The 26,192-nt window shown below is 72.9% G+C and carries 24 protein-coding genes; 14 read left to right on the top strand and 10 right to left on the bottom strand.

The window, feature by feature from the left end; all coding sequences use genetic code 11:
* Positions 1-4: 4 nt before the first annotated feature.
* The 5 genes from ACP6CK_RS14345 to ACP6CK_RS14325 form a co-directional block, all read right to left on the bottom strand.
* Complete coding sequence (locus ACP6CK_RS14345) at positions 5-1,291, bottom strand: hydroxymethylglutaryl-CoA reductase, degradative (protein WP_426959736.1); 1,287 nt, start codon at positions 1,289-1,291, stop codon at positions 5-7.
* A 77-nt stretch (positions 1,292-1,368) separates the two neighbouring features.
* A complete protein-coding gene (locus ACP6CK_RS14340) occupies positions 1,369-2,337 on the bottom strand; it encodes a Bug family tripartite tricarboxylate transporter substrate binding protein (RefSeq protein ID WP_426959735.1) in 969 nt (322 codons plus the stop codon).
* Positions 2,338-2,499: 162 nt separating this feature from the next.
* Entirely contained in the window at positions 2,500-3,750 is a 1,251-nt protein-coding gene (locus ACP6CK_RS14335) for an MFS transporter (protein WP_426959734.1), read from the bottom strand.
* A complete protein-coding gene (locus tag ACP6CK_RS14330) occupies positions 3,747-5,375 on the bottom strand; it encodes an FAD-dependent oxidoreductase (RefSeq protein ID WP_426959733.1) in 1,629 nt (542 codons plus the stop codon). Before ACP6CK_RS14330 ends, ACP6CK_RS14335 begins: the two co-directional genes overlap by 4 nt.
* Positions 5,372-6,346, bottom strand: coding sequence for a Bug family tripartite tricarboxylate transporter substrate binding protein (locus ACP6CK_RS14325; protein WP_426959732.1), 975 nt, complete (start codon positions 6,344-6,346; stop codon positions 5,372-5,374). The genes ACP6CK_RS14330 and ACP6CK_RS14325 overlap by 4 nt, the downstream gene beginning before the upstream one ends.
* 236 nt (positions 6,347-6,582) lie before the next feature.
* Here ACP6CK_RS14325 and hisD point away from each other — a divergent pair, with 236 nt between their 5' ends.
* The 11 genes from hisD (at position 6,583) to ACP6CK_RS14270 (ending at position 18,162) form a co-directional block, all read left to right on the top strand.
* The gene (hisD, locus tag ACP6CK_RS14320) at positions 6,583-7,890 is read left to right on the top strand and encodes a histidinol dehydrogenase (RefSeq protein WP_426959731.1); all 1,308 of its coding nucleotides are present in this window, start codon (positions 6,583-6,585) and stop codon (positions 7,888-7,890) included.
* Between the two features lie 8 nt (positions 7,891-7,898).
* A complete protein-coding gene (locus ACP6CK_RS14315; RefSeq protein ID WP_426959730.1) occupies positions 7,899-8,663 on the top strand; it encodes an SDR family NAD(P)-dependent oxidoreductase in 765 nt (254 codons plus the stop codon).
* Positions 8,660-9,733 (top strand): LacI family DNA-binding transcriptional regulator, encoded by a 1,074-nt coding sequence (locus ACP6CK_RS14310; RefSeq protein WP_426959729.1) that lies wholly within the window; start codon positions 8,660-8,662, stop codon positions 9,731-9,733. Before ACP6CK_RS14315 ends, ACP6CK_RS14310 begins: the two co-directional genes overlap by 4 nt.
* Positions 9,733-10,713 carry an ester cyclase gene (locus ACP6CK_RS14305; RefSeq protein ID WP_426959727.1) on the top strand — a complete coding sequence of 327 codons (981 nt, stop codon included), beginning with the start codon at positions 9,733-9,735 and terminating at the stop codon, positions 10,711-10,713. The genes ACP6CK_RS14310 and ACP6CK_RS14305 overlap by 1 nt, the downstream gene beginning before the upstream one ends.
* An 84-nt stretch (positions 10,714-10,797) precedes the next feature.
* A complete protein-coding gene (locus tag ACP6CK_RS14300) occupies positions 10,798-12,117 on the top strand; it encodes an ABC transporter substrate-binding protein (protein WP_426959726.1) in 1,320 nt (439 codons plus the stop codon).
* The gene (locus tag ACP6CK_RS14295) at positions 12,114-13,055 is read left to right on the top strand and encodes a carbohydrate ABC transporter permease (RefSeq protein WP_426959724.1); all 942 of its coding nucleotides are present in this window, start codon (positions 12,114-12,116) and stop codon (positions 13,053-13,055) included. The genes ACP6CK_RS14300 and ACP6CK_RS14295 overlap by 4 nt, the downstream gene beginning before the upstream one ends.
* Positions 13,052-13,870, top strand: a complete 819-nt coding sequence (locus tag ACP6CK_RS14290; protein WP_426959723.1) for a carbohydrate ABC transporter permease — start codon at positions 13,052-13,054, stop codon at positions 13,868-13,870. The genes ACP6CK_RS14295 and ACP6CK_RS14290 overlap by 4 nt, the downstream gene beginning before the upstream one ends.
* A complete protein-coding gene (locus ACP6CK_RS14285; protein WP_426959722.1) occupies positions 13,867-14,946 on the top strand; it encodes an ester cyclase in 1,080 nt (359 codons plus the stop codon). The genes ACP6CK_RS14290 and ACP6CK_RS14285 overlap by 4 nt, the downstream gene beginning before the upstream one ends.
* A complete protein-coding gene (locus tag ACP6CK_RS14280; protein WP_426959721.1) occupies positions 14,946-16,019 on the top strand; it encodes an ABC transporter ATP-binding protein in 1,074 nt (357 codons plus the stop codon). The genes ACP6CK_RS14285 and ACP6CK_RS14280 overlap by 1 nt, the downstream gene beginning before the upstream one ends.
* A complete protein-coding gene (locus ACP6CK_RS14275) occupies positions 16,016-17,041 on the top strand; it encodes a cupin domain-containing protein (RefSeq protein WP_426959720.1) in 1,026 nt (341 codons plus the stop codon). Before ACP6CK_RS14280 ends, ACP6CK_RS14275 begins: the two co-directional genes overlap by 4 nt.
* Positions 17,038-18,162: a cobalamin-independent methionine synthase II family protein gene (locus tag ACP6CK_RS14270; protein WP_426959719.1), complete on the top strand. Its 1,125-nt coding sequence runs from the start codon at positions 17,038-17,040 to the stop codon at positions 18,160-18,162. Before ACP6CK_RS14275 ends, ACP6CK_RS14270 begins: the two co-directional genes overlap by 4 nt.
* Positions 18,163-18,210: 48 nt before the next feature.
* On the opposite strand, the gene modC is transcribed toward ACP6CK_RS14270, so the two are convergent.
* The 5 genes from modC to ACP6CK_RS14245 all read right to left on the bottom strand — a co-directional run bounded on the left by modC (position 18,211) and on the right by ACP6CK_RS14245 (position 22,207).
* A complete protein-coding gene (gene modC, locus ACP6CK_RS14265) occupies positions 18,211-19,320 on the bottom strand; it encodes a molybdenum ABC transporter ATP-binding protein (protein WP_426959718.1) in 1,110 nt (369 codons plus the stop codon).
* Positions 19,320-20,018 carry a molybdate ABC transporter permease subunit gene (modB, locus tag ACP6CK_RS14260; RefSeq protein WP_426959913.1) on the bottom strand — a complete coding sequence of 233 codons (699 nt, stop codon included), beginning with the start codon at positions 20,016-20,018 and terminating at the stop codon, positions 19,320-19,322. Before modB ends, modC begins: the two co-directional genes overlap by 1 nt.
* Positions 20,019-20,037: 19 nt before the next feature.
* Positions 20,038-20,805 (bottom strand): molybdate ABC transporter substrate-binding protein, encoded by a 768-nt coding sequence (modA, locus tag ACP6CK_RS14255; protein WP_426959717.1) that lies wholly within the window; start codon positions 20,803-20,805, stop codon positions 20,038-20,040.
* Positions 20,806-21,227: 422 nt separating this feature from the next.
* Positions 21,228-21,662, bottom strand: coding sequence for a hypothetical protein (locus ACP6CK_RS14250; RefSeq protein ID WP_426959716.1), 435 nt, complete (start codon positions 21,660-21,662; stop codon positions 21,228-21,230).
* A gap of 179 nt (positions 21,663-21,841) precedes the next feature.
* Positions 21,842-22,207, bottom strand: coding sequence for a hypothetical protein (locus tag ACP6CK_RS14245; protein WP_426959715.1), 366 nt, complete (start codon positions 22,205-22,207; stop codon positions 21,842-21,844).
* A 735-nt stretch (positions 22,208-22,942) separates the two neighbouring features.
* Between ACP6CK_RS14245 and ACP6CK_RS14240 the strand changes: the two genes are divergently transcribed.
* The 3 genes from ACP6CK_RS14240 to mdlC all read left to right on the top strand — a co-directional run bounded on the left by ACP6CK_RS14240 (position 22,943) and on the right by mdlC (position 26,180).
* The gene (locus ACP6CK_RS14240) at positions 22,943-23,899 is read left to right on the top strand and encodes an alpha/beta hydrolase (protein ID WP_426959714.1); all 957 of its coding nucleotides are present in this window, start codon (positions 22,943-22,945) and stop codon (positions 23,897-23,899) included.
* Between the two features lie 107 nt (positions 23,900-24,006).
* Positions 24,007-24,567, top strand: a complete 561-nt coding sequence (locus ACP6CK_RS14235; protein WP_426959713.1) for a MarR family winged helix-turn-helix transcriptional regulator — start codon at positions 24,007-24,009, stop codon at positions 24,565-24,567.
* Positions 24,564-26,180, top strand: a complete 1,617-nt coding sequence (gene mdlC, locus ACP6CK_RS14230; RefSeq protein ID WP_426959712.1) for a benzoylformate decarboxylase — start codon at positions 24,564-24,566, stop codon at positions 26,178-26,180. Before ACP6CK_RS14235 ends, mdlC begins: the two co-directional genes overlap by 4 nt.
* The last annotated feature ends 12 nt before the right edge of the window (positions 26,181-26,192 follow it).

The following is a 26,192-nucleotide window of genomic DNA, read 5'->3' as shown; positions in this document are numbered from 1 at the left end:
CGGGCTACGCCGTCCGGGCGCCCCGCATCCGCTCCAGCTCCGCCACCGCCACGTCCTGCCGGACCGCCCGCCGCTCCACGAGCGTGGCGGCGAGGCGCGCCACCTCCTCCCCCACCGCGCCCGCGGCGATGGCCACGTTGTTCGCGTGCAGCGCCATGTGGCCCTGCTGGATGCCGGTCGTCGCCAGCGCCTTCATCGCCCCGAAATTCTGCGCCAGCCCCACGGCCGCGATGATCCGCGCCAGCTCCGCCGCCGTGGTGACGCCGAGGATCTTCAGGCAGGCGCGCGCGGTCGGATGGATCTTCGTCGCCCCGCCGACGAGGCCGACCGGCAGCGGAAGCTCGATGGCGCCGACAAGCGCGCCGTCCGCCCCGGCCTCCCAGCGCGTGAGGCTGGTGTAGCGGCCGTCCCGCGCCGCATAGGCATGGGCGCCCGCCTCCACCGCGCGCGTGTCGTTCCCCGTCGCCAGGACCACGGCGGAGACGCCGTTCATGATCCCCTTGTTGTGGGTGGCGGCGCGATACGGATCGGCCTCGGCGAAGTGATAGGCGGCGATCATCCCGTCGCGGACCCCGGCCCCGCCGATCGCCTCCGCGGGCCAGGTGGCGCGGGCGCGGGCCACGCGCCGGTCGGCCAGGTTGGAGAGGATGCGCAGCAGGACCCGCCCCCCGGTCCACCGCTCGATGGAGGGGGCCAGCGTCTCCGCCATCGTGTTCACCGCGTTCGCGCCCATGGCGTCGCGCGTGTCCACGATCAGGTGGGTGACGACCATCGGCCCGCCGAGGGAGGGCACGACGCGCACTTCCATCTCCCGGAACCCGCCGCCGAGCTGCACGAGCATCGGGTCGCAGCCGTCACAGATGGCGGCGACCTCGTCCCGCCGCTCCAGGATCCGCAGCCGCGCGCCGTGCGGGTCGGGCACGCCGACGAGCTGCACCTGCGCGATCATCAGGTTGCCCGAGACGGAGGTGACGAAGCCGCCGGTCTCGTAGCACTGGCGCGCGGAATTGCAGACGGCCGCGACCACGGAGGATTCCTCCGTCGCCATCGGCACGAGCACGTCCTTCCCGTCCACGCGCAGGTTCGTGGCGATGCCGATGGGGATCGACAGGGTGGAGACCACGTTCTCGATCATGTGGTCGGCGAGGTGCGGGTCGATGTTCCCCGGCGCGCCGAGCTGCGCCACCGTCGCCCCGTCCAGCCCGGAGAAGGCCGCGACCGCCTCCAGCCGCTCGGCGGTCGTCATGCGGTGGAATCCCGGGATGCGGGAGGAGAGATTGCTGATCGTCATCGTCATGTCCGGTGCAGAGGGAGCCGCCGGAGGGGGCTCCCCCGCCCGGACCGGCGCGGTCGGTCGGCGCGGCGGCGCTATTCCAGGCGGATGTTGGCGGCGCGGATCACGTCGCCCCAGCGGCGCGTGTCGTCCGCCAGGGCGGCGCGCAGCATCGCCGCGTCGCCGCTGACGAGCTCCACGCCCTGCTCCGCGAGGCGGGTGCGGAGCGCCGCATCCTCCGTCGCGGTCCGCAGGGCGGAGGCGGCGCGGGCGATGATCGGCGCCGGCGTGCCCGCCGGGGCGAAGAGCCCCTGCCAGAAGAAGACCTCGAAGCCCGGCACGGTGTTCGAGAGGGGCGGCAGGCGCGGGTAGTTCGGCAGCGGCGCGCCCGCCGTCACGGCCAGGCCGCGCGTGCCGCCATCGGTGAGGGAGGCCGCCGCCTCCTGCACGGCCTGGAAGACCGCGTGCACCCGGCCCTGGCGCAGGTCCAGCGCCGCCGGCGTGCCGCCGCGATAGGGCACGTGGACGATGTCCACCTCCGCCCGGGCGCGGAAGAGCTCGAGGCAGAGATGGCTGACCGAGCCGGTTCCCGGGGAGCCGAACAGCACCTTGCCCGGATTCGCCTTGCAGTGGGCGATCAGCTCCGCCGCATTGCTCGCCGGGACGCCGGGGTGGACGTGCAGGATGAAGGGCGTGCGGAACACCATCCCCACCGGGTCCAGCTCCCGCGCCGGGTCGCGCGGCGTGAGGGTGGGCTGCAGCGTCTGGTTGATCGCGAGCGTCGTGGTGCCCATGACGAGCGTCTGCCCGTCCGGCCGGGCCCGGGCCGCATAGGTTGCCGCGACGGAGGTCGCCGCACCCGGCCGGTTCTCGACGACGACGGGCACGCCGAGGTTCCGCGACATCGGCTCGGCGACGGCGCGGGTGGCGAGATCGGTCACGCCGCCGGGCGGATAGCCCTCCACCAGCGTGATCGGCCGGTCGGGCCAAGTGCCCTGGGCGTGCGCCCGGGCAAGCAGGGCAGGGGCGGCCAGGGCCGTGCCGACAAGCGTGCGGCGATGCATGGATCGGTTTCCTCGACGCGTTCTTATGCGCCGCAAACTGTCCCGTTGCCGGGGCCGCAGAAAGGGACAGTTCGGCCCGTTTTGACTGGCACAGTTCGGGTCCGGGAACGGCTTCCGGGGACGCCGCCCGCGTGGCAAGGGCCTCCGCCAGCGTGCCGGTGGCTAGCCATGGTTGCCCGGCGCCCGTCGCGGCCAGAGATGCGCGCGCCAGACCGCCAGCACGAGCAGCGTCACGACGATGCCCAGAAGACCGTAGACCGCCGCCGTGGCCGGGAAGCCCACCCGCTCGATCAGCGGCCCCGAGCAGAGCAGCCCGATGGGCAGCCCGTAGACCGCCAGGGTCCGCATCCCCATGATCCGGCCGCGCAGGGCCGGCGTCGTGCCGCGCAGCAGCAGCACCGACATGGGCAGCACGCACAGCATCTGCGCCATCCCGATCAGCGGCAGCAGAAGCAGCCCGCCCGTCAGGCTGCCGCTCTGCCCCAGCACGATCACCAGCCCGTGCCAGACCACGCTGAAGACGAGCATCATGCGCGCCGGCTGGACGCGCGCGTTCATCCCGCTCAGCACGAGCGAGGCGACGATGCCGCCGCCCGCGACGGCCGCCACGAGATAGCCGAGCCCGGCCTGGGACGTGCCGTACACGTCGCGCGCGATGTAGGGCAGCAGCCCCAGCGTGAAGGGGAAGGCGGTCAGGTTGATCAGGAACGCCATCAGCATCGCGGCCAGCTGCGGCGGTGCCCGCCACACGGCCTGCGCCGCCTCCCACAGGCCGTGCAGGGGGGATCGCGGGGCGGCCGGGGGCTCCCGGGTGACGCTCCGCCCGGCGCTCACCCCCAGCGTCAGCACCATGCCCGCGGCATAGAGCAGGACCACCATCAGATAGGCCTCGCCGAGGCCGAGGGTGGCGACGATGCTCGCCCCGGCCAGGGCGCCGCCGATCCGCGCGGAATCCGAGGTGATGCGCGACAGGCTGACCGCGCTCATCAGCCGGTCGTCCGGCATGGTCTCGCCGATCAGCACGTTGCGCAGGCTCGTGTCGGAGGGCCGGATCAGTCCCGCGAGCCCGGCGACGACGAGCACCAGCGTCGGCGTCAGCAGATCGGCCAGCGCGAGCGCGGCCAGGATCGCCGCCAGGGCGGCATAGGCCGCGCGCATCAGGCACAGCACGGTGCGATGCCCGAACGCATCGCCCGCCAGGCCGAAGAAGGGCGAGATCAGCGTTCCCAGGAACTGCAGCGAGCCGAACAGCGTCACGAGCAGCACGGACCCGGTCTGCACCACGATGTACCAGCCGAGGATGATCGTCTCCATCTCGAAGGCCCAGGACGTCATCAGGTCGGCCGACCACTGGAAGCGGTAGCTGCGGATCGCGAAGGGGGAGCGCGCGGAGACGAGGCGCGGAAGCGTCATTCCGATCGGCCCGCCATTTCCCGGGCCGCGATGAGGCCGAAGGTCAGCCCGGAGGCGAGGGAGAAGCCCGTCTGGTAGCCCGAGCCCGTCTCCGTGCGGGCCGCCGCGTTGCCGACGGCGAAGAGCCCGGGAATGGGCCTGCCGCGGACGTGCATCACCCGCGCCGCCGTGTCCGTCAGCAACCCGGCCGAGGACAGGGCGGTCGGGTGAAGCCGGACGCCGTGGAAGGGCGGCTCGGCGACGGCGCCGAGCGTCGTGGAGGGATCGAATCGCGTCAGCCCCCAGGGCGTGCTGCCCCGCCCGTGCTCCCCATCCAGGCCCCGCGCCGCATCCGCGTTGAAGCGACCCACGGTGGCCACCAGCCCGGCCACGTCGATACCGAGCGCTTCGGCCAGTTCGGGAAGCGACCCGGCCCGCGCCACCCAGTCCGGGATGGCAGCCCCGGGCGGACGGCCGGCGAAGGAGTGCGCCCGCGCATAGGCGGCGTCGAAGATCAGCCAGCAGGGCAGGTTCGGCTGGTCGCGGCGGAGCACGTCGAACTCCCGCAGCCGCGGCGCCACGGCCTGGAAGAAGCTCTCATCCGCGAAGCGGCGCCCGGCCCGGTTGACCACGATCGTGTGCGGCGCGGGCAGCTCCTGCGTGCCGGACAGGCGGCACGTCGCGGTGCCGCCGGGCGCCTCCTCAGGGTTCCGGAATCCGAGGAACAGGGAGAGGTTGTTGCCGATGACGTGCAGGGCCGCGCCGATCTCGGTGGCCATCGTCAGCCCGTCGCCGGTGATGCTCTCCGGGAACATGGACTGCCATCCCGGCAGCGCCTCGAAGCGGCCGACGAGATCGGGATTCGACTCGTAGCCCCCCGTGGCGAGCACGACGCCCCGGCGCGCGGCGATGGTCCCGCCGTCCCGCGTCACGACCCCCGCCACGCGCCCCTCCTCGAACACGAGCCGCTCCGCCGCCGTGCCCGTCAGGACCCCGGCGCCGTGCCGGACGGCGATCCGGAGAAGCCAGCTCACCAGCGCGCCGCCGCTCCCGCGCAGGCCCGGCCGCGCCCGCCCGGCCTCGGCCGCCGCCTCCCAGGTCGCCGGCCGGTTGGGTCCGCCCAGGGCCAGCGCCTCGCGCCCGCCGAGATGGCGGAGCGGACCCGCGGGCAGCAGCACGCGATCTCCGAGGTCGCCGAGCGCCGCGCCGTCGATAGCCGGCGTCTCGACCAGGCGGCCGCCGGAACTCGCGCCCGGGGCCATGCCGTAATGGTCGATCCGCGGGCTCAGGCGGAAAGGAATGCCGGCCGCCTCGAAGAAGCGGAGCGCCCCCGGTGCCTCCTCCACGAAGGTCTCCATCCGGGCCGGGTCGATCCCGTCCGCGCCAACGTAGCGAAGGTAGGCCCGCACCGCCTCCGAGCTATCCTGGCCGCCGGCCGCGGCGTGCAGGTGGTTGTTGCCGACCCACAGCAGCCCGCTGGAGATGGCGGTGCCGCCGCCGATCCGGTCCGCCTTCTCCAGCACGACGCAGTCCAGGCCGTGACGGCGCGCCGCGATCGCCGTCGCCAGCCCCGCGCAGCCGGAGCCGACCACCACCACGTCATGGACGCGCGCCGGCACGCCGCCGACACCCACTGTTTCGCTCACTGCGGCCGGATGCCCGCGGCCTCGACGACCTGCCGCCACTTCACCGTCTCCTCCGCCAGCAGCCGCTCGGTCTCGGCCGGGGTGGTGCCGCCCGGCAGGCAGGCGATGGAGGCGAGGAACTCCACCATGTCCGAAGCGGCCAGCGCCTTCGCCGCCTCGGCGTAGAGGCGCTCGACCACGGGGGCGGGCGTGCCGCGCGGCACGGCGAGCCCGGACCAGTGCATCACGTCGTAGCCCGGCATCCCCGCCTCGGCGAAGGTCGGCACGTCGGGCAGGGAGGCGAGGCGGCCGCGACCGCTGATCGCGAGCGGCCGCAGCAGCGTGGCGCCGCTGCCCATCGCCGCGCCGGGCGAGGCAAAAACGACGTCCACCTGCTTCGCCAGCAGGGCCGTCACCGCCTCCCCGCCGCCGCGGTAGGGCACGTGGAGCAGCCGCACCCCGGCCGCGAGCTCGTAGGCGGCGGTGGCGAAGTGCACCGAGCTGCCGATGCCGCCGCTGCCATAGGTCAGCCGGTCCGGCTGCCGCCGCGCCGCCTCGGTGAACTCCGCCAGGGTGGTGTAGGGGGAATCCCGGTGCACCGCCGCGATGACCGGCGTGAAGGCGCTGATGGTGACGAGCTGGAACGCCTCCGCGTGGTTGAACGGCAGGCGGCTCACCAGGAACGGCATCAGCCCATAGGTGCTGTCGAGCGCCAGCAGCGTGTAGCCATCCGCCGGGGAACGGGCGACCTCGGCCGCGCCGATGCTGCCCCCGGCCCCCGAGCGGTTCTCCACGATCACGCTCTGCCCCATCGCCTCGGACAGCTTCTGGGCCAGCCGGCGCGCGACCGTGTCGATCGCCCCGGTCGGCGCCCAGGCCACCACGAGCCGGATCGCCCGCGACGGATAGGCCGGCTGGGACCGCCCGGGCCCGGGCATGGCGGAGACAACGGCGGCCCCCGTGGCGAGCAGGGCTCGGCGCGATGCGTTCATCTGGCGGTTTCCTGCCCAGGGCTTGGGACCCGGAGGCCGGAAGCCCTCGATCCAAGCGTTCCCGGCAGGCTGTTGCCCGCCCGGGGGCGTGTCAACGAGGGCGGGGCGGTGTGCCGCGACCTGCGCGTTCCGCCGTGCCCGGCCAGGCCCCGCACCCCGCGCGTCCGGCCGCCGCGGCTTGACAAGACGCGGCCCCGGAGCACCCTTGCATACGCTTGCAAGCGGGAGAGAGACGGATGGCACGGCATCTCAAGACCGGCCGGGACGCGGCGGCGGCGGCCGAGGACGATGCGCGCGTGCGCACGACCGTCGAGGGCATCCTGGCCGACATCGCCGCCCGCGGCGACGCCGCGATCCGCGACCTGTCCATCCGCTTCGACAAGTGGGACCGGACCGATTACCGCCTGACCGACGCCGAGATCCGCGACTGCCTCTCGCAGCTCTCCGCCCGCGACCTGGACGACATCCGCTTCGCGCAGGAGCAGGTGCGGAACTTCGCCGAGCACCAGAAGGCCGCGCTGCGGGACATCGAGGTGGAGACGCTGCCCGGCGTGGTGCTGGGTCACAAGAACATCCCGGTGAACTCGGTCGGCTGCTACGTGCCGGGCGGCAAGTACCCGCTCCTCGCCTCCGCCCACATGTCCGTCGTCACCGCGAAGGTGGCGGGCTGCCAGCGCATCATCACCTGCGCCCCGCCCTTCGAGGGACGGCCCGCCCCGGCCATCGTCGCGGCGCAGCACCTGGCGGGGGCGGACGTGATCTACTGCCTCGGCGGCATCCAGGCGGTAGGCGCCATGGCCCTGGGGACCGAGACGATCCAGCCAGTGGACATGCTGGTCGGCCCCGGCAACGCCTATGTGGCGGAGGCCAAGCGCCAGCTCTACGGGCGCGTCGGCATCGACCTCTTCGCCGGCCCCACCGAGACGCTCGTCATCGCCGACGACACGGTGGACGGGGAGCTCTGCGCCACCGACCTGCTGGGCCAGGCGGAGCACGGCCCGAACTCCCCCGCCATCCTGCTGACGAACAGCGAGAAGCTGGCGCGCGACACGATGCGGGAGGTGGAGCGGCTGCTGACGATCCTCCCCACGGCCGCCATCGCCCGCCAGGCCTGGGAAGACTATGGCGAGGTCATCCTCTGCGACGACGAGGCCGAGATGGTGCGGGAGGCCGACCGCATCGCCTCCGAGCACGTGCAGGTCATGACGCGGGACCCCGACTACTTCCTGGCCCACATGACCAACTACGGCGCGCTCTTCCTCGGCCCGCGCACGAATGTGTCCTTCGGCGACAAGGTGATCGGCACGAACCACACCCTGCCGACGAAGAAGGCCGCGCGCTACACGGGCGGGCTCTGGGTCGGCAAGTTCATGAAGACCTGCACCTACCAGCGCGTCCTGACCGACGAGGCGAGCGCGATGGTCGGCGAGTACTGCTCCCGCCTCTGCATGCTCGAGGGCTTCGCGGGCCATGCGGAGCAGGCGAACATCCGCGTGCGCCGCTACGGCGGCCGCAATATCCCCTACGCGACCGCCGCCGAATGAGCGCGGCGATGGAACTGCCGCCCGCGCCCTCCTTCCGGCTGGACGGCAAGCGCGCGATCGTCACGGGGGCGGGGAGGGGGATCGGGCTCGCCGCCGCCTCCGCCCTGGCCGATGCCGGCGCGGCGGTCACGCTCGTGGCCCGCAGCGGCGCGGAGATCGAGGCCGCCGCGGCGGCCATCCGCGCCCGCGGGGGAAAGGCCGACGCGCTGGCGGCCGACGTCACCGACGTCCCCGCCTTCGCCCGCGCCGTCGCGGAGCGCGGCCCCTTCGAGGTGCTGCTGAACAATGCCGGCGGCGCCCGCCACGCGAACCTGCTGGACGTGACGGAGACCGACTACGACGCCGTCACCGACCTGAACGTCCGCGCCGCCTACTTCGCCATGCAGGCGGTCGCGCGGGGGCTGCGGGACGCCGGGCGCGGCGGCTCCATCATCAACGTCTCCTCCCAGATGGGCCATGTCGGCGGCCCGCGCCGCTCCGTCTACTGCGCCACGAAATGGGCGATGGAGGGCTTCACCAAGGCCGCGGCGCTGGAACTCGCGCCGCTCGGCATCCGCGTGAACACCCTCTGCCCCACCTTCATCGAGACGCCGATGACCCGCCCCTTCCTGGCGGACGGGCCGACGAGGGACTGGATCCTCTCGAACATCCGCCTCGGCCGCGTCGGGCAGCCGCAGGACCTGACGGGGGCGGTGGTCTTCCTCGCCTCCGACGCCTCCTCGCTCATGACCGGCACGGCGCTGATCGTGGACGGAGGCTGGACCGCGGCATGATCCCGCCGCGGCGCGGCCCCGCCAACGCGCAGGACGTGGCGCGGCTGGCGGGCGTGTCGCAGTCCGCGGTGTCCCGCACCTTCACCCCCGGCGCCAGCGTCGCGCCGGCCACGCGGGAGCGCGTGCTGGAGGCCGCGCGCAGCCTCGGCTACCGGCCGAACATGATCGCCCGCTCCCTCATCACCCGGCGGTCCCGGATCATCGGCGTGGCGGTGGGTTACCTCCACAACGGCTTCTACCCCGCCGTGCTGGAGGCCCTGTCGGACCGCCTCCAGGCCATGGGGCACCACCTCCTCCTCTTCACCGCGCCGCAGACCGGCGATGCCGACCCGGGGCTGGAGGAGATCATGCGCTATCAGGTGGACGGGCTGATCCTGCTCTCCGCCACGCTCTCCTCGCGCCTCGCGGCCGAATGCCACGCGGGCGGCGTGCCGGTGGTGCTGTTCAACCGCGTCACCCCCGATGCGGGCGTGGAGAGCGTCGCCGGCGAGAACCGCGCGGGCGCCCGCCACATCGCCCGCTTCCTGCTGGCCGGCGGCCACCGGCGCTTCGCCTATGTCGCGGGTCTCGCCGATTCCTCCACCAACCGGGACCGGGAGGCCGGTTATTTCGAGGCGCTGCGCGAGGCCGGCGTCACCGACGCGATCCGGGTCGCCGGGGATTACGACACCGCCCGCGCGGGGGAAGCGGCCGCCGCCCTCTTCACCCGGCCGGACCGGCCGGACGCGGTCTTCTGCGCCTCCGATCACATGGCGATCGCGGTGATGGACGCGGCGCGGCACCGCCACGGGCTGCGCGTGCCGGAGGACGTCTCCGTCATCGGCTTCGACGACAGCGTCCCCGCCGCCTGGGACTCCTACGCCCTCACCACCTTCTCCCAGCCCGTGGACGCGATGGTGGAGGAGGCCGTCCGCCTCCTCGCGACCCGGCTGGAGGACCCCGCCCTGTCTGCCCGCCGCGTCGTGGTGCCCGGCGAGCTCGTCGTGCGCCGCTCCGCCCGCCTTCCGGCACGGGGCCTCGTCCGGGACGGCGGGAGGACGCTGTGGCACGACCCCGAGGAGACACGGTAATGCCGATGCAGGGCTTCGACCCCGAGTTCCAGGACCTGCCCGACTACATCGTCAAGATCACCGAGCGGATCTGGGAGGGCCGCGGCGTCGGACTGATCCGCCGCTGGTACGCGGAGGACTGCCTCGTCCACACGCCGAACGGGGAGATGCACGGGGCCGAGGCGATGGTGGCCGGCACGCTGGCGACGCTGCACGCCTTCCCCGACCGCCGCCTGCTGCCCGAGGACATCATCTGGTCCGGAGACGACCGGCGGGGCTTCCTCTCCTCCCACCGCGTCTCCGCGCCCTCCGTCCATCTCGGGGATGGCGCCTATGGCCCGCCGACCGGACGCGAAGTCCACTTCTACGCCATCGCCGACTGCGTCTGCCTCGGCAACCGGATCACGGAGGAGTGGCTGGTCCGGGACGAGGCGGGGATCGCCGCGCAGATCGGCCTGGATCCGGTGGAGCACGCGCGCCGCCTGGCGCGCGCGGACCTGGAGGCGGGCAAGGCGCCCTGGCAGGCGGAGATGGCCCGCGCGCTCCGGGACGGGAGCTTCCAGCCCCATGAGATCGCGGACCACCCCGCCGCCCGCCAGGTCCGGGAGGCGCTGGCGCGCATCTGGCGCGCCGACCTCGATGTCATCCGTGACGCCTACCATCCCGCCTGCGTCGTCCGCGCCCCGGGCAACCGGCTGCTGCACGGCCACGCGCGGCTGGACCGGATGCTCATCGGATGGCTCTCCGCCTTCCCCGACGCGCGCTTCGTGGTGGATCACTCGATCGCGATGGAGGAGCCCGGACGCCCCGTTCGCGTCTCGACCCGCTGGTGGATGACGGGCACGCATTCCGGCCCCGGCGCCTTCGGCCCGCCGAGCGGGGCCACCGTCGTCGCCCTGGGCGTGAATCACCACGAACTCGTGGACGGACGGATCCGGAATGAGTGGATGGTGGCGGACGAGGTCGCCATCCACCGGCAGATCGCGATGCACCGGGGGTGAGGCCGCGCCGGATCGTTGTAGGCGCCCGTTGCATACGATTGCAAAGCCCGGATAGGATCGGGGCAACAGGAGCAGGAGGAACGGATGGCGATGGACAGGCGCGGCCTGATGGGCCTCGGCGCGGCGGGGGCCCTGACCGCCTTCGGGCGGCCCGCGCGGGCGCAGCTCCGGGAAGGCCGGCCCTTCGCCGGCCAGACCGTCAACGTCCTCCTCCCCGTCGCCTCCCAGTTCCGCGCGCATGAGAAGCGCCTGCCGGATTTCGAGCGGCTGACGGGCATCAAGGCCGCCTTCACCTACGTCCCCTACGGCCAGCTCCGCGACAAGATCACGACCGAGGCCGTGGCCGGCGGCAGCGCCTTCGACGTGATCTGCTACCAGGATTCCTGGGGCTCCTCGCTCGCCAACTCCATGGTGGCGCTGGACGACCTGCTGCGCCGGGACGGCATCAGCATGGACCGCTACCCCCAGGCCTATAAGCTCGGCAGCCAGGTGGAGGGCCGCACCTACGGCCTTCCCATCCGCGGCCACCCGCAGATGCTCTTCTACCGCAAGGACCTGCTGGAGGCCGCCGGCGTCGCGCCCCCGACCAACTGGGACGAGGTCGTCACCGCCTCCAACGCCGTGCAGGCGAAGAACCCGAACATCTCGGGCATCGCGATGTATTACGGCAAGGGCAACGGCCAGCAGAACCTCTTCCTCTGGCTCAACCACCTCTGGGGCCGCGGCGGGGACGTGCTGACCGCCGACGAGCGCGGCGCGCGCTTCAACGACGACATCGGCGTGCAGGCCACGCAGCAATACCTCGACTACCTCCTCCGTCACCGCGTCGCGGCGCCCGGCTCCCTGCAATTCGTGGAGGGCGACGCGGTGAACTCCGTCGCGCAGGGGAACTCCGCGATGGTGGTGGTGTGGTGGTGGGTCTACTCCGTCCTCACCGGCCCGCAGTCGCGCCTGACGGCGGACCAGGTGGGCTTCGCCCCTGTGCCGCAGATGGCGGGCGGGCAGCCGGTCTCCTACGCCATCTCCCTGCCTCTCGCGCTCTCGTCCGGCTCCCGCAGGCGCGATGCCGCCTGGGAGTTCATGAAGTGGGTCACCGCGGCCGAGCAGGAGGTCGCGGTCGCCACCGACAAGTCCGACCCGAACCTCGCCGACATCGTCGTCACCCACACCGCCTCCTTCTCGAACGAGGCGGTGAACGCGGCGAATGGCGGCCTGCACCGCGTCGCGGCCCGCAGCCTGGAGGGCAGCCGCATCATGCCGCAGACCCGCGACTGGCCGCAGGTCGCGGCGGTGCTGGAGAACACGCTCTCCGAACTCGCGTCCACCCGCGGCCCGGTGAAGCCCGCCCTGGACAACGCGGCGCGCGAGACCGACCGCATCCTCCGCCGGTCCGGCCGCCGTTGAGCGCCTCGGCGAGGGCCGGCGCCGTCGCGGCGCCCGCGCGGGAGGCGCCGCGGCGCGGCAGCCTCCGGGACCGGCAGCTCCGCTGGCTGCTGGTCCTGCCGGCCTTCGCCGTGATCGCGGGGACGCTGCTCTATCCCCTGGCCTCCGGCCTCTGGCTGTCCTTCCAGGAATGGGACCTCGCGCGCAGCCCGGCGCCCACCGGCTTCGTCGGGACGGAGAACTACCTCCGCGCCCTGACCGACGATCCCGACCTCTGGACCAGCCTGCGCGTGACGGCGGTTTTCACCGCCCTCTCCGTGGTCTTCACCCTGACCATCGCCATGCTCCTCGCCCTGCTGCTGGCGGGCCCCGGGCGGCTGAAGGTCTCGGCCAGGACCCTTCTCGTCATCCCCTTCGCCATGTCGCCTGCGCTGGTCGGCGTGTCCTGGCGCTTCCTGCTGAACCCGGAATTCGGGGCTGCGGCGGGGCTGCTCGGCGCGGCCGTCCCCTCCCTGCGCGGCACCGCCCTGCTGGCCGACCCGACCCTCGCCATGGCCGCGCTGGTGCTGACCGATGTCTGGCACTGGGCGCCCTACTTCATGCTCATGTTCATCGGCGCCCTGGCGTCCCTGCCGCAGGACACGGTGGAGGCCGCGTCGGTGGACGGCGCTTCCGCCTTCCGCGCCTTCTTCGAGGTGGTGCTGCCACAGTTGAAGCCGGTGATCGCCATCGCGGTGCTGCTGAAGACGATCTTCTCCCTGAAGGTGCTGGACCAGGTGGTCATGCTGACCGCCGGCGGCCCGGGACAAGCGACGGAGACCCTGTCCCACCTGATCTACCAGACCGGCTTCCGCTGGTACGACCTCGGCTACGCCGCCGCGCTCGCCTACCTCCTCGCAGCCCTCATGTCGGTCTTCGCCGCCCTCTACTTCCGGCTCATCCGGGGGCGCCGGGCATGAGGCCCACCCCCCTGGCCCGCGCGCTGCGCACGGTCGCGATCATCCTCGTGCTCATCGCCTTCATGGCGCCCATCGCCTGGATCGCCGCCACCGCCTTCAAGACGCCGCGGGACGTCTACGCGCTGCGCCTGTTCTTCGACCCCACGCTGGAGAACTTCCGCGCCGCCGCCGGGGCGCCCTATTTCCTCGGATCGCGCACGCTGAACAGCCTCGTCGTGACGGGACTGACGCTGATCCTCTCGCTCCCCATCGCGACGCTCGCGGCCTACGCCTTCTCCCGCTTCCGCCTGCCGGGCGGGGCGATCTGGCCGATGGGCGTGCTGGCCACGCAGTTCATCCCGCCGGTGATCGTCATCATCCCGCTCTTCATCGCCTTCCGCACGGCGGGGCTGCTGGACACGCGGATCGCGCTGGTGATCGCGAACATGTCCTTCGTCGTTCCCTACGCCATCTGGATGATCAAGGGCTTCATCGACGCCATTCCCCCGGACATGGAGGAAGCGGCCCAGATCGACGGCGCCTCCCGCCTCCGCGTCCTCTGGGACGTGGTGGTGCCCATGGCGCTGCCGGGCATCGCGACGGCCGCCATCTTCTGCTTCGTCGTCTCCTGGAACGAGTTCTTCTACGCCCTCGTCCTCTCCCGCAACGAGGCCGTGACTCTCCAGGTCGGGCTGATGTCCGCCCGCACGGAGCGCGGCGACGCCTGGGAGATCATGGCGGCGATCGGGCTGACCATCATGCTGCCGATGCTGCTGCTCTCCGGCTTCGTCCAGCGGTACTTCGTGAAGGGCCTGACGGCGGGGGCAGTGCGATGAACGCGACTTCTCTGGGACTGCCCGAACGCCCGCGCGCGACCCGCGTGCGCCACGTCGCGGTGGAGGACCTCGTCGCGCAGCGGCCCGACACCGGCTTTCCCATGAAGGGCTTCCAGCCCGGCCACGCGGACATCGTGGACTGGATCTTCAAGATCACGCACAAGATCTGGGCCGAGCGCGCGGTCGGCACCATCCACGACACCTATGACCACGCCTGCCCCGTCTATGCCGGCGCAGACTTCTCCCGCGGCGCGGAGGAGGTGGTGGCGGGCACCCTCGCGACCCTCTCCGCCTTCGACCGCGACAGCCGCTTCCTGAACGTCGCCTGGTCCGAGGATGCGGACGGCTTCTACACCTCCCATCTCGGCGCCTCCACGGTGACGCATATCGGCCCGAACGCCTGGGGCCCCGCCACCGGCCGCCGCGCCCGCTTCCTGACCTGCGCGGACTGCGTGTCGCGGGACGGGCGCATCCACACGGAATGGCTCATCCGCGACAACGGCGCGGCGGTCACCGGCCTCGGCTTCGACATCCACGAGGTGGCGGAACGACTGGCGCGGGCCGACGCCGCAGCGGGCCGCAAGCCCTGGTTCATCGGCCTTCCCCGGCGCGCCTACGGCCAAGCGAATCCCGGCCCGCTCGACCGCCCCGAGGGACCGGGGATCGAGGACCGCCTCGCGCACCTGCTGCACGACGTCTTCAACCGCCGCCGCATCGACGCGCTCGCCCGCCTCTACGCGGAGAACGTCCACGTCCACATGGCCGGCGGGCGGGAGATCATGGGCCGGCAGGCCCTCGGCGACTTCTGGATCTCGTTTCTCGCCGCCTTCCCGGACGCGGCCTTCTCCCTCGACCACTTCTGCTGGTCGGAGGAGACGGACGGCGTGATCCTGGCCGTGCGCTGGGGCATCCGCGCGCACCATCGCGGCCACGGCCCCTGGGGCGCGCCGACCGGGCGTCCGGTCTACGTGCTGGGCATGTCGCACTACCGGCTGGATGAGGCGGCCCGCATCGTGGAGGAATGGACCCTCTTCGACGAGCTCGCGATCCTCCGCCAGACGAAGGCGCCGGGCTGATGGCCGCCATCAGCCTGCGCGGCGTCGGGAAGCGCTGGGGCGACTTCGTCGCGGTCCGGCCGCAGACGCTGGAGATCGCGGACGGCGAGTTCATGGTCCTGCTCGGCCCCTCCGGCTGCGGCAAGACCACGACCATGCGGATGATCGCCGGGCTGGAGGAACCGAGCGAGGGCGACATCCTCATCGCCGGCCGCCGCGTGAACGACGACGCCCCGAAGGACCGGGACGTCGCGATGGTCTTCCAGAACTACGGCCTCTACCCCCACATGACGGTGGCCGAGAACATCGGCTACCCCCTGAAGGTCCGCGGCGTCCCCCGCGCCGAGCGCGACCGCCGCCTGCGCGAGGCCGCCGAGACGGTGGAGCTCGGCCCGCTCCTCTCCCGCCGCCCGCGGGAACTCTCCGGCGGCCAGCGGCAGCGCGTCGCGCTCGCCCGCGCCATCGTCCGCACGCCCCAGGTCTTCCTGATGGACGAGCCGCTGTCGAACCTCGATGCGAAGCTGCGCGTCACCATGCGCGCCGAGATCAAGCACCTCCAGGCGAAGCTCGGCGTGACCACGATCTACGTCACCCACGACCAGATCGAGGCGATGACCCTGGCACATCGTGTTGCCGTCATGAACCACGGCGAGATCCGCCAGCTCGGCACGCCGGAGGAGATCTACGATCACCCCGCCGACCTCTTCGTCGCGGGCTTCATCGGCTCCCCGCCGATGAACCTCATCCCCGGCGAGGTGCAGGACGGCCGCTTCCTCCTCTCCGGCGCCGCGCTGCCCGTGGCCGCGCGCCCCGGCGCCACCGTTCTCGGCATCCGGCCGGAGGACCTCTCCGTCACCGCCCCCGGCGCGGGCGACCTGGACGCGGAGGTCTACACGGCCGAGCTGACCGGGGAGGCGGTGCTCGTCACCGCCACCCTGCCCGGCGGCACGCGCGTCATCGCCCGCACCGTGCGCGGCTTCCGCCACCCCCAGGGCACCCCGGTCGGGCTGCGCCTCGATCCCGCCCGCCTTCACCTGTTCGACAAGGAGAGCGGCCGCCGCCTCGCGACGGCCCCGGAGAGCATCGCCGCATGAGCATCGCCGCGCGCCTGGTCCGCTACGCCGACCTGATCCCCTGCAAGAACGCCTTCGTGGACACCCGCACGCCGGGCTCCGACGCGAAGGAGAACTTCACCATCATCGGCCCCGGCGTGTCCGAGAACCCGAACCAGCACGTCCACATCCCCGAGGCGCACGGCTTCAACATCGGCGCCGCCCGCCAGCCCGGCGGCTGCCTGAACTCCCAGCACAGCCACGAGACGGCGGAGGTCTTCGTTGTCCACTCCGGCCACTGGGCCGTCACCTTCGGCGCCGAGGCCGGCGCGGACGGCGAGGTGCAGGTCGCACCGGGCGACGTTCTCTCCGTGCCCATCCACATGTTCCGCGGCTTCCGCAAACTCGATGAGGGCGTGGGCTTCCTCTGGGTCGTGCTGGGACGGGACGATCCGGGCAAGGTGCTCTGGGCGCCGAAGGTCTTCGACCTCGCGCGGCAGTATGGCCTCGTCCTGCTGAAGGGCGGCCGCCTCGTGGACACGACGGCCGGCGAGGCGGTCCCCGCCGGTGCGGAGCTGGAGGAGGCGCCGAACGAGGAACTCGTCCGCCGGCTCGCGACGCCCTCCCTCGACAAGATCGCCGCCTGCGCCGTGCGCCTCGCCGACATGCGCGGCAACCCGCGCTCGCCCCTCGCCGGCCCGGGCGTGGAGGAATGCCCGGTCATCACGCCGACCGAGACGCGCGACGGCTTCGCCCCCGGCCCGATCACCGGCTGGTGGCCGCACGGCTTCAACCTCCGCCTTCTCCGCATGGAGGTCGGCGCCACCGTCCCGCCGCACATCCGGGACGAGGAGGAGGTGATCTTCGTCCACCACGGCACCCTCGCCGTCACCATGGACGGGGAGACGGTGGAGATGGCCGCCGGCGACACCTTCACCACGCCGAAGGGAGCCGCGCGCGCCTTCCGCGCCCTGTCCTCGGACGGCGTGCTCGCCTTCGTCGTCCGCGGCGGCGACGAGGCCGGCGCCGTGCGCTTCCCCGAGCAGCGGGCCGCCGCGGAATGATCCGCACCACCCATGTCGGCTCCCTCCCGCGCAGCGCCGCGGTGTCGGACCGCCTCTTCGCGCGGGAGAAGGGCATCGCCCTCGACGAGGCCGAGTATCACCGCGTGATGGAGGAGGCGACGCACGCCGTGCTGCGCCGCCAGAAGGAGGTCGGCATCTCGCTTCCCTCCGACGGCGAGACCTCCAAGATCTCCTACGCCACCTACATCAAGGACCGGCTCTCGGGCTTCGAGGGCGACAGCCCGCGCCGCCCGCCCGCCGACCTGGCCGACTACCCCTCCTTCATGGAGCGCCTCTCGAAGGGCGGCGGCACCCCGACCTACCGGCGCCCGTGCTGCACCGGCCCGATCGCCGTGGTGGACAGGCGCCCGATGGAGCGGGACATCGCGGTCATGAAGGCCGCGATGGCGGGTGCCGGTTATGCGGAGGGCTTCCTCAATAGCGCCAGCCCCGGCGTCATCGCGCTCTTCCAGGTGTCCAACTACCACCGGACCCTCGACGACTACCTGCACGACGTCGCGGAAGCCATGCGCGTGGAGTACGAGGGCATCGTCGCCGCCGGCCTGATCCTGCAGATCGACGCGCCCGACCTCGGCCTCGGCCGCCACATGATGTACCGCGAGCTGTCGGAGGAGGAGTTCCTCCGCCGCGCCGAGATCCATGTGGAGGTGCTGAACCACGCGCTCCGCAACATCCCGGGCGACCGCGTGCGGATGCACATCTGCTGGGGCAATTACGAGGGGCCGCACACCCACGACATCCCGATGGCGAAGGTCCTGCCGGTGCTGCTGCGCGCCAAGCCCCGCGCTCTGCTGTTCGAGGCCTCGAACCCCCGCCACGCCCATGAATGGGCGGTCTGGCGAGACGCCGCGATCCCCGACGACTACGTCCTCATCCCCGGCTGCCTCGACTCCACGACGAACTTCGTCGAGCACCCGGAACTCGTGGCGCAGCGCATCGAGCGCTTCGCCGGGATCGTCGGGGCGGACCGGGTCATCGCCGGCACGGATTGCGGCTTCTCCACCTTCGCTGGCTTCGGCGCCGTGGACCCGGAGATCGCCTGGGCGAAGCTCGCCTCCCTCGTGGAGGGCGCGCGGATCGCGTCGGGCCGGCTCTCCTGACCCCCGCCCGGCCACCGTCGCGGAGAACCCCGTGACGGTGGCGCGCGGCTAGCGCCCGGCCTCCTGAGAGGGCAGGGCGAGGGCGGCGCCCTTCACGATGGCCCAGACGGACCGCCCGGGCTCCAGGCCGAGGCGGTTCAGCGACTCCCGCGTCACCCGCGCCAGGAAGGTCGTGGGCCCGACCGCCAGGACGACCAGCGCCTCGTGCGGCAGCCCCGGGACCTCCGCCGCGCGGGTGACGGTGGCGGAGAGGATGTTCCGGGCCGAGAGCTCCTCCGGCCGGCGGGTCGCGACCGAGACGTCCCGCGCACGGACCCGGACCCGGATCGCCGCCCCCCTGGGCTCGCCGCGCAGCGGCACCTCCAGCGCGCCGCCGGGAAAGGCCAGCCGCGTCAGGCCGAGCGCCGCGTCATGCGCCGCAACGGTGCAGGGCAGCAGCACGCCGCCATCCCGCCGCGCGGCCAGCGGCAGGTCGGGGCGCGCCGCGATCCCGTCCACCGGCCCCGCCGCCAGCACCCGCCCCGCCTCCATCAGCACGAGCGTGTCCGCCAGCGCGTCCACCTCCTCCAACGCGTGGGTGACGTAGAGGATCGGCACGCGCGCGGCGTCCCGGAGCCGGGCGAGGAAGGGCAGCACCTCCGCCCGGCGGGCCGCGTCCAGCGACGCCAGCGGCTCGTCCATCAGCAGCAGGCGCGGCCGGGCGAGGAGCGCGCGCCCCAGCGCCACGCGCTGCCGCTCCCCGCCCGAGAGGTCGCGCGGGCGGCGGGACAGGAGGTGACCGATGCCCAGCAGGGCGACGACCTCCTCCTCCGACGATCCCGTCGCATCCCGTGGCGCGCGCCGCGCGCCGTAGCGAAGGTTCCCCGCCACCGAGAGATGCGGGAAGAGCCGCGCATCCTGGAACACCACCCCCAGCCGCCGGCGTTCCGGCGGCAGGGCGACGCCGCGCGCCGTGTCCAGCAGCACGTCGCCCTCCAGCACGATGCGGCCGGAATCGGGCCGCAGCAGGCCCGCGATCGCCGCGAGTGTCGTGGACTTGCCGCAACCCGAGGGCCCGAACAGCGCCGTCACGCCCGGCGTCGGCGCGGCGAAGCGGGCATCCAGCGCGAAGCCCGCGCTGTCCCGCGCGAAGCGATGGCCGACCGCGACCTCCAGCACTAGGCCGAACGCCCCAGCAGCCGCCCCATGCGCCGCGCGATCAGGTCCGCCAGGATCAGCCCGGCCACCGCGAGCACGAAGGACACGGTGGCCAGGCGCGCCGCCGTCGCCTCGCCGCCCGCCGTCTGCGTGGCGGCATAGATCGCCAGCGGCAGGGTCTGCGTCTCGCCCGGGATGTTGGAGGCGAAGGTGATGACCGCGCCGAATTCCCCGAGCCCCGCCGCGAAGGCGGTGACGGCACCGGCCAGGATGCCCGGCGACATCAGCGGCAGCGTCACCGTGACGAAGCGGTCCCACCATCCCGCGCCGAGCGTCGCCGCCGCCTGCTCCAGCCCGGTGTCCACCCCCTCCAGCCCCAGCCGCACGGCACGGACGATCAGGGGGAAGGACATGACGGCGGTGGCCAGCGCCGCGCCCTCGGTGGTGAACACCAGCCGCACGCCGAACCACTCGTTCAGCGGCCCCCCGATCGGGCCGCGCACGCCGAAGAGCAGCAGCAGCCCCCAGCCGACCACGACGGGCGGCACGACGAGGGGCAGGTGAACCAGCGCATCCAGGAGCATCCGCCCCGGAAAGCGGCCGCGCGCGAGCAGCCAGGCGACCGCCACCGCGGGAACCAGCGACACCGCGACGGAGCGGGTCGCCACCGAGAGGGAGAGGCGCACCGCCTCCCACTCCTCGGGCGAGAGCCATTCCATCACCCGCGCCGCCCTTCTATCAGCGAACGCTGAAGCCGTGGCGGCGCCAGGTCTCCGCCGCCTCCGGCCCGCGCGCGAAGTCGAGGAAGGCGCGGGCGCGGCCGTTGTCCGCGCCACGCCGCGTCAGCGCGAAGGGATAGGTCACGGGCGTGTGGCTCCCGGCCGGGAAGGTGCCGATGACCCGCACGTTCGGCGCGGCCGCCGCGTCGGTGGCGTAGACGATGCCCAGCGGCGCCTCGCCGCGCTCCACCAGCAGCAGGGCGGAGCGGACGTTGTCCGCGCGGGCGATGCGCGGGCCGATACGGTCCCACTGCCCCATCCAGCTCAGCGCTTCCTGCGCGTACTTGCCGACCGGCACATTGGACGGATCGCCGGTCGCCAGCCGCCCATTCGCCCCGAGCAGGGCGGCGATGTCGGTGGTCCGGCTGATCTCCACCGGTCGCGCCGCGCTGGCGGGCGCGATCAGCACCAGCGCGTTGCCGAGCGGCGAGGTCCGCGTCCCCTCAGCGAGCAGGTGGCGCTGCTGAAGGTAGTCGGCCCAGGGCTCGTCCGCCGACATGAAGACGTCCGCCGGCGCGCCCTGCTCGATCTGGCGCGCCAGCGCGGAGGAGGCGGCGAAGGAGAGCCGCACCGCCGGGTTGCCGCGCGCCTCCCACTGCCGCCCGAGGTCGCGCAGCGCGTCGGTCAGCGACGCCGCGGCGAAGACCGTCACCGGCTCCTGCGCGCGCAGGGCGCCGGGCACCAGGAGGGACAGGCCGAGGGCGAGCGTCAGCAGCGTGCGGCGCATGGGGTCTCCTTGTCGCATCGCGCGGGCCTGCGCGGCCCGAACGCGGGAGCAGCCCGGCCTCCCGTCCACGAGGGCTCCAGCCGTCATGCCGTCCCTCGTTGTAGCGAAACGGATACAGCGCGCCAAGGGAGGGCGCTTGGGGCGGTGGAAGCCCTGGGCTGCCCGATCATCCTCGCCCCGACCACCGCTGTGCTGGCTGACATGCCGCGACGGGCCGCACGGGATCGCGGCGCAGTCCTCCATCGGAAGGCCGAAGGGGTTGCCGGGCGCTGGTCTCAGAAACGGCCCTGCACCTGCGGCCGCTCGGGGGCCGCCGCGAAGGCATCCATCTCCGCGACAATCCCTCCGCGGCGGCGGGCTGCGGCAGGGAGGCCCGCAGAATGGGTGCCTCTTGCAGGCTGTTGGTATCCGCGGCGGGCGCCTCATCCGTCCGGAGGAAGCCCGTGCCCATCCTGAACAAGCGCGAGCTGGCAGCCGCCGCGGGTATCTCCCGGCCGACGCTGGACGCCCGGATGGCGACCGACCCGCATTTCCCGGTGATACGCCGCGGGACCGGAAAGGGGGATAATTGGCAGTTCGACGCGGACACTGCCCTGGCACGCCTGGCCGAACTGGCGCCCAGCGCGGAGCTCACGCCGGCGCAGCGGTTCATGGCCCTTCGGTGCGCGCAGATGGAGCGGAAGCTCGCGAAGGAGGCTCAGGCGCTGGTGGCGGCGGCGGAGCTGCGTGACGCACTCGAATGCCACCTTTCCGCGCTGGACCGATGGTGCGCCACGCTCCCGGACACGATCACCGCCGAGATGGGCTTCACGCCGGGCCAGCGAGACGTGCTGCGGGAGGAAGTAGAGCGCGTTCACGGGGATTTCCGGCGCGCATTGCAGGCATCGCCGCTGCAATCGACTGATCGGGCGACGACGGAAGAAGTTGTAAGAGTATTTTTTGGTCAGATGCTCGCGAGAGCCGCGGTGCGAGATACCCCCGGCTGGAATGCGGCCCAGGAGGGACCCGGAGACGGCCCGACGGCCGGCCGACAGCCTCACCGCACTACGACCTCCTGCCTGCCGATCAGATCATCAACCTGGACGACCCTACCGTCGGTGAAGGTCGCGACCACGGTGTACCGCGCCCTGCAATTCACGGTGTTGACGACGATGGTCTGTCCTGGCGCGAGCCCTACCGAAGGTAGGGTGACCGGGACCTCATCGGTGACGGGCTGCGCCTGGCCTTGCCTGCCCGCAAGGCCTGCGCTCAACGGACGCTCCGTGAGCCTGAGCGCGCGGATGGGACGGGTGCCGCGGTTAGCGATTGTGAGGGCGGCAGGGACGGCGCAGGCCTGTGCGCTACGTGGCAGGCCGCCAAGGATGGGTGCGGCCAGGGTCAGCAGCGAACGGCGGATCATCATGTCAGAGTTCCCAGCTCAGCGGGGTTCGGCGAGGTTGCTCCCCACACTCCCCACAGGGCTCAATCCTGTGGGGAGCGCCAAAACCCAATGAATGCGCCGACTTCCCCACTCTCCCCACATTCCCCATGAGAAGTAAGTAAATAAGGGATTTCTCTCCCCCAATTTTCTTCACCCCTCCTTTGCCGCGCCGCCGTCTCAGGCTGGCTCAGGGCAGCGCACCGCTGCTTGGGGGTGGAGTTGGGGGTGTCCGCGGCGGGATTCGAACCCACGACCCCAGGATTCATACCACTTCGGCTTCCGCCGCCGCCCGCGAGGGCGTTCGTGGTCTGGACTGTCCCTTCACCCTAGGCCGAAGCCCGTAGGTGCCGCCCGTCCAGTCTCTACACCTTCCCGGGCGGAGGCCCGGACTTGGCTCGGGATCGGCACGGCGACGAGAGCGCCAGAGCTTTCCCCGACTTTGAGCGGATCCGTTGTGCCGTTTCCGAGCACAACGCCCAGTTAAAACAAGGAATCCTGTGCTCTATCCTGCTGAGCTACGCGGACGAACCGGCCCGACCCTACACGGCCACGCCAAGGGCGGGAAGCCTCTGCCCGACCCACCCGATGTCGCCGCCCCTGCGGCCCGGTGCGATCACCGCGATCCCCGGAACCAGGTCCAGGCCGCGATGGGGCGAGCGCGGGGTTGAGCCAGGACCCGGATACGCCTTCACTCGCGCCCCCTCCAAGGATTGCACCGTGCCGCAGGACCCTCGTCTGGACCCGGAGATGGCCGCCTTCACGACGATGATGGAGGGGCGCGCCGCGAACTTCCCGCCGCAGCGGCTGGAGCGGCCGCTGGACGCCAGCCGGGCCGCCAACGACGCCCTGAACATGACCCTCTTCAACCCCGAGCCGCGCGTGGCCGAGAGCACCGACCGCTGGCTCGGCGTCCGGGGCCGGCGGATCCTGTGCCGCCTGCACCGACCCTCGACGGGCGGGCCGCTGCCCGTGCTGATCTACCTGCACGGCGGCGGCTGGGTCTGGAACAGCGTCGACACGCATGACACGCTGATGCGCCGCTATGCCACGGGCTCGGGCGCCGCCGTGATCGGCCCGGACTACGCGCTCAGCCCGGAGGCCGCCTTTCCCCAGGCGCTGGAGGAGATGGCGGGCGTGGTCCGCTGGGTGGCCGCCAAGGGGGCGGAGTGGGGCCTGGATGGCACGCGCATCGTGCTCGGCGGCGATTCCGCCGGGGCGAACCTCGCGCTCGGCGCCGCCCTGCTGCTGCGCCAGTCCGATCCCGGGCTGCGCCTCTCCGGCCTGCTGCTGAACTACGGCGTCTTTGATGACCGTATGGCCACCCCGAGCTACGCCGAGTTCGCCGAGGGCTACGGCCTGACGCGGGAGAAGATGCGCTTCTACTGGGATTGCTACACGCCGGACCCGACCGACCGGATGTCGCCCTACGCCGCCCCGGCCCGGGCCGACCTGCGCGGCCTGCCACCCTGCCTGATCCACATCGCCGAGCTGGACGTGCTGGCGGACGAGAACCGCGCCATGGCCGTCGCCCTGCGGCAGGCCGGCGTCGCGGTGGAGGAGGGGACCTTTCCCGGCACGGTGCACGGCTTCCTGCGCGCTGCCGACCATGTCTCCGCCGCGCGTCGGGCGGTCGATTCCGCCGCCGCCTGGCTCCGGCGCGTCACGGAGAGGTGAGGCGCCGCCCCCCTGCGCGGGGGTTTGCGACCGGATCGTTGGATGTCCTACCGTCCCGAACAAGAACGGCGCGCCGACAGGCCGCGCCAGGGAGGGACCGCGTTCCGTTGGCCCAGCCGGCCCGCCATCCGCGCCGCGCGCCCGGTCCCGATCGGGACCCGCCGAGCCTGCGCCTCCTGCCGGGCGCCGGCGTCCCCCTCCGGCTCGGGCCCCTCTCGGAGACGATCGGCTTCCACCTCCGCCTCGCGCAGGAGGCGTCCTTCGCGGCCTTCGCGCGGCGCAGCGGCACGGCGGGCCTGCGCCCCGGCCGCTACGCCATCCTCGTCCTGATCGGGGAGAATCCCGGCCTCTCCCAGACCGCCCTCGGGGCCGCGGTGGGGCGGGACAAGTCCACCCTGACCCCGGCCCTGTCCGACCTGGAGCGGCGCGGCCTCATCCAGCGGGACCGGCCGCCCTGGGACCGCCGCAGCTACGCCCTGTCCCTCACCCCGGCCGGTGAGGCGATGCGGGCGGAACTGGCGGCCCACGCGGACGCGCACGACGCGGCCCTCGACCGCCTGCTGGGCGAGGCCGACCGCCCCGCCTTCCTCGCGACGCTGCGCCGCCTCATCGCCGGACTGGATGCGGCCGGACTGGATGCGGCCGGGCTGGAATCGGAGGAAACATGACCGACGGACCGCCGACCACGGGCCGGACCACGGTGCGCCAGGCCGTGCTCGACCTGCTGCGCGCGCTCGACATGACGACGGTCTTCGGCAACCCGGGCTCGACCGAGCTGCCCTTCCTCGACCGCTGGCCCGAGGACTTCCGCTACATCCTCGGGCTGCAGGAGGCCTCGGTCGTCGGCATGGCCGATGGCTACGCGCGCGCCACGGGCCGCCCGGCCTTCGTGAACCTGCACTCCGCGGCGGGGGTGGGGCACGCGCTGGGCAACCTCTTCACCGCCTACCGCAACCAGGCGCCGCTGGTGGTGACGGCGGGGCAGCAGGCGCGCGCGCTCCTGCCCAACCTGCCCTTCCTCGGCGCGACCGAGGCGGCCTCCTTCCCCAAGCCTTACGTGAAGTGGAGCATCGAGCCGGCGCGCGCCGAGGACGTGCCCGCCGCCATCGCCCACGCCCACCGCATCGCCGCGCAGCGCCCCTGCGGCCCGACCTTCGTCTCCATCCCCTCCGACGACTGGTCCGCCGCCTGCTGGCCGGTGGCACCGCGGGCGGTCTCGCGCGACACCGCGCCCGACCCGGCCCTCATCGCCCGCGCCGCCCGCGCGGTCGCCGCCGCCGCGTGCCCGGTCATCGTGTCCGGACCGGAAGCCGATGCCGAGGGAGCGGGACCCGCGCTCCTGGCCCTCGCGGAGCGGATGGGCGCGCCCGTCTGGACGAGCCCCTTCTCCGCCAACCTCTCCTTCCCCGAGGATCACCCGCTGCACGCCGGCCACCTGAAGGCCGCGCCGCAGGCCGTGTCGGACGCGCTGATCGCCCACGACCTCGTGCTGGTCGTCGGCGCCCCGGCCTTCACCTTCCACGTCGCCGGCGACTGCGCGCTGTTCCGCGCGGGCATCCCGCTGATCCAGCTCACCACCGACCCGGAGGCCGCGGCCTCCGCCCCGATCGGGGACGCGATCCTCGGCAGCCTCCGCCTCGGCCTGCCCCTGTTGACCGAGGCGCTGCCGCCCACCGGCCGCACCCCGCCGCCCCCGCGCCGCCCCGCGCCGCCGCCGGAACCGGCAACCCCCATCCCCCCGGCCTATGCCCTGCACCGCCTGCACGCCGCCATGCCTGATGACGCGATCCTGGTGGAGGAAGCGCCGTCCCACCGCCCGGCCATGCACGCGCAGATGCCGGTGCGGGACTGGGGCGGCTTCTACACGATGGCCAGCGGCGGCCTCGGCTACGGGCTGCCCGCCGCCGTCGGCGTCGCGCTCGCCCATCCCGGGCGGCGCGTCGTCTGCCTCATCGGCGACGGCTCCTTCCTCTACTCGCCCCAGGCGCTCTGGACGGCGGTGCAGGAACGTCTGCCGCTGACCGTCGTAGTGATGAACAACGCGGGCTACGGCGCCATGCGCTCCTTCTCCCAGGTGCTGCAGGTGCGCGGCGCGCCGGGGATCGACCTGCCCGGCCTCGACTTCGTCGCCACCGCCCGCGGCATGGGCTGCCCGGGCGTCGCGGTCACGGACCCCGCCGCGCTGGACGACGCCCTGCACGCCGCCCTCGCGGCCGAGGGGCCGATGCTCGTGGAAGTCGCCGTGGATGCGGGAATCCCCGCCCTCTACGGCAAGCCCTAGCGGAGGAAGGGA

It is taken from the genome of Muricoccus radiodurans, from assembly GCF_050154705.1.
Classification (GTDB): domain Bacteria; phylum Pseudomonadota; class Alphaproteobacteria; order Acetobacterales; family Acetobacteraceae; genus Roseomonas; species Roseomonas radiodurans.
This window is presented reverse-complemented; position numbering and strand designations above follow the sequence as displayed.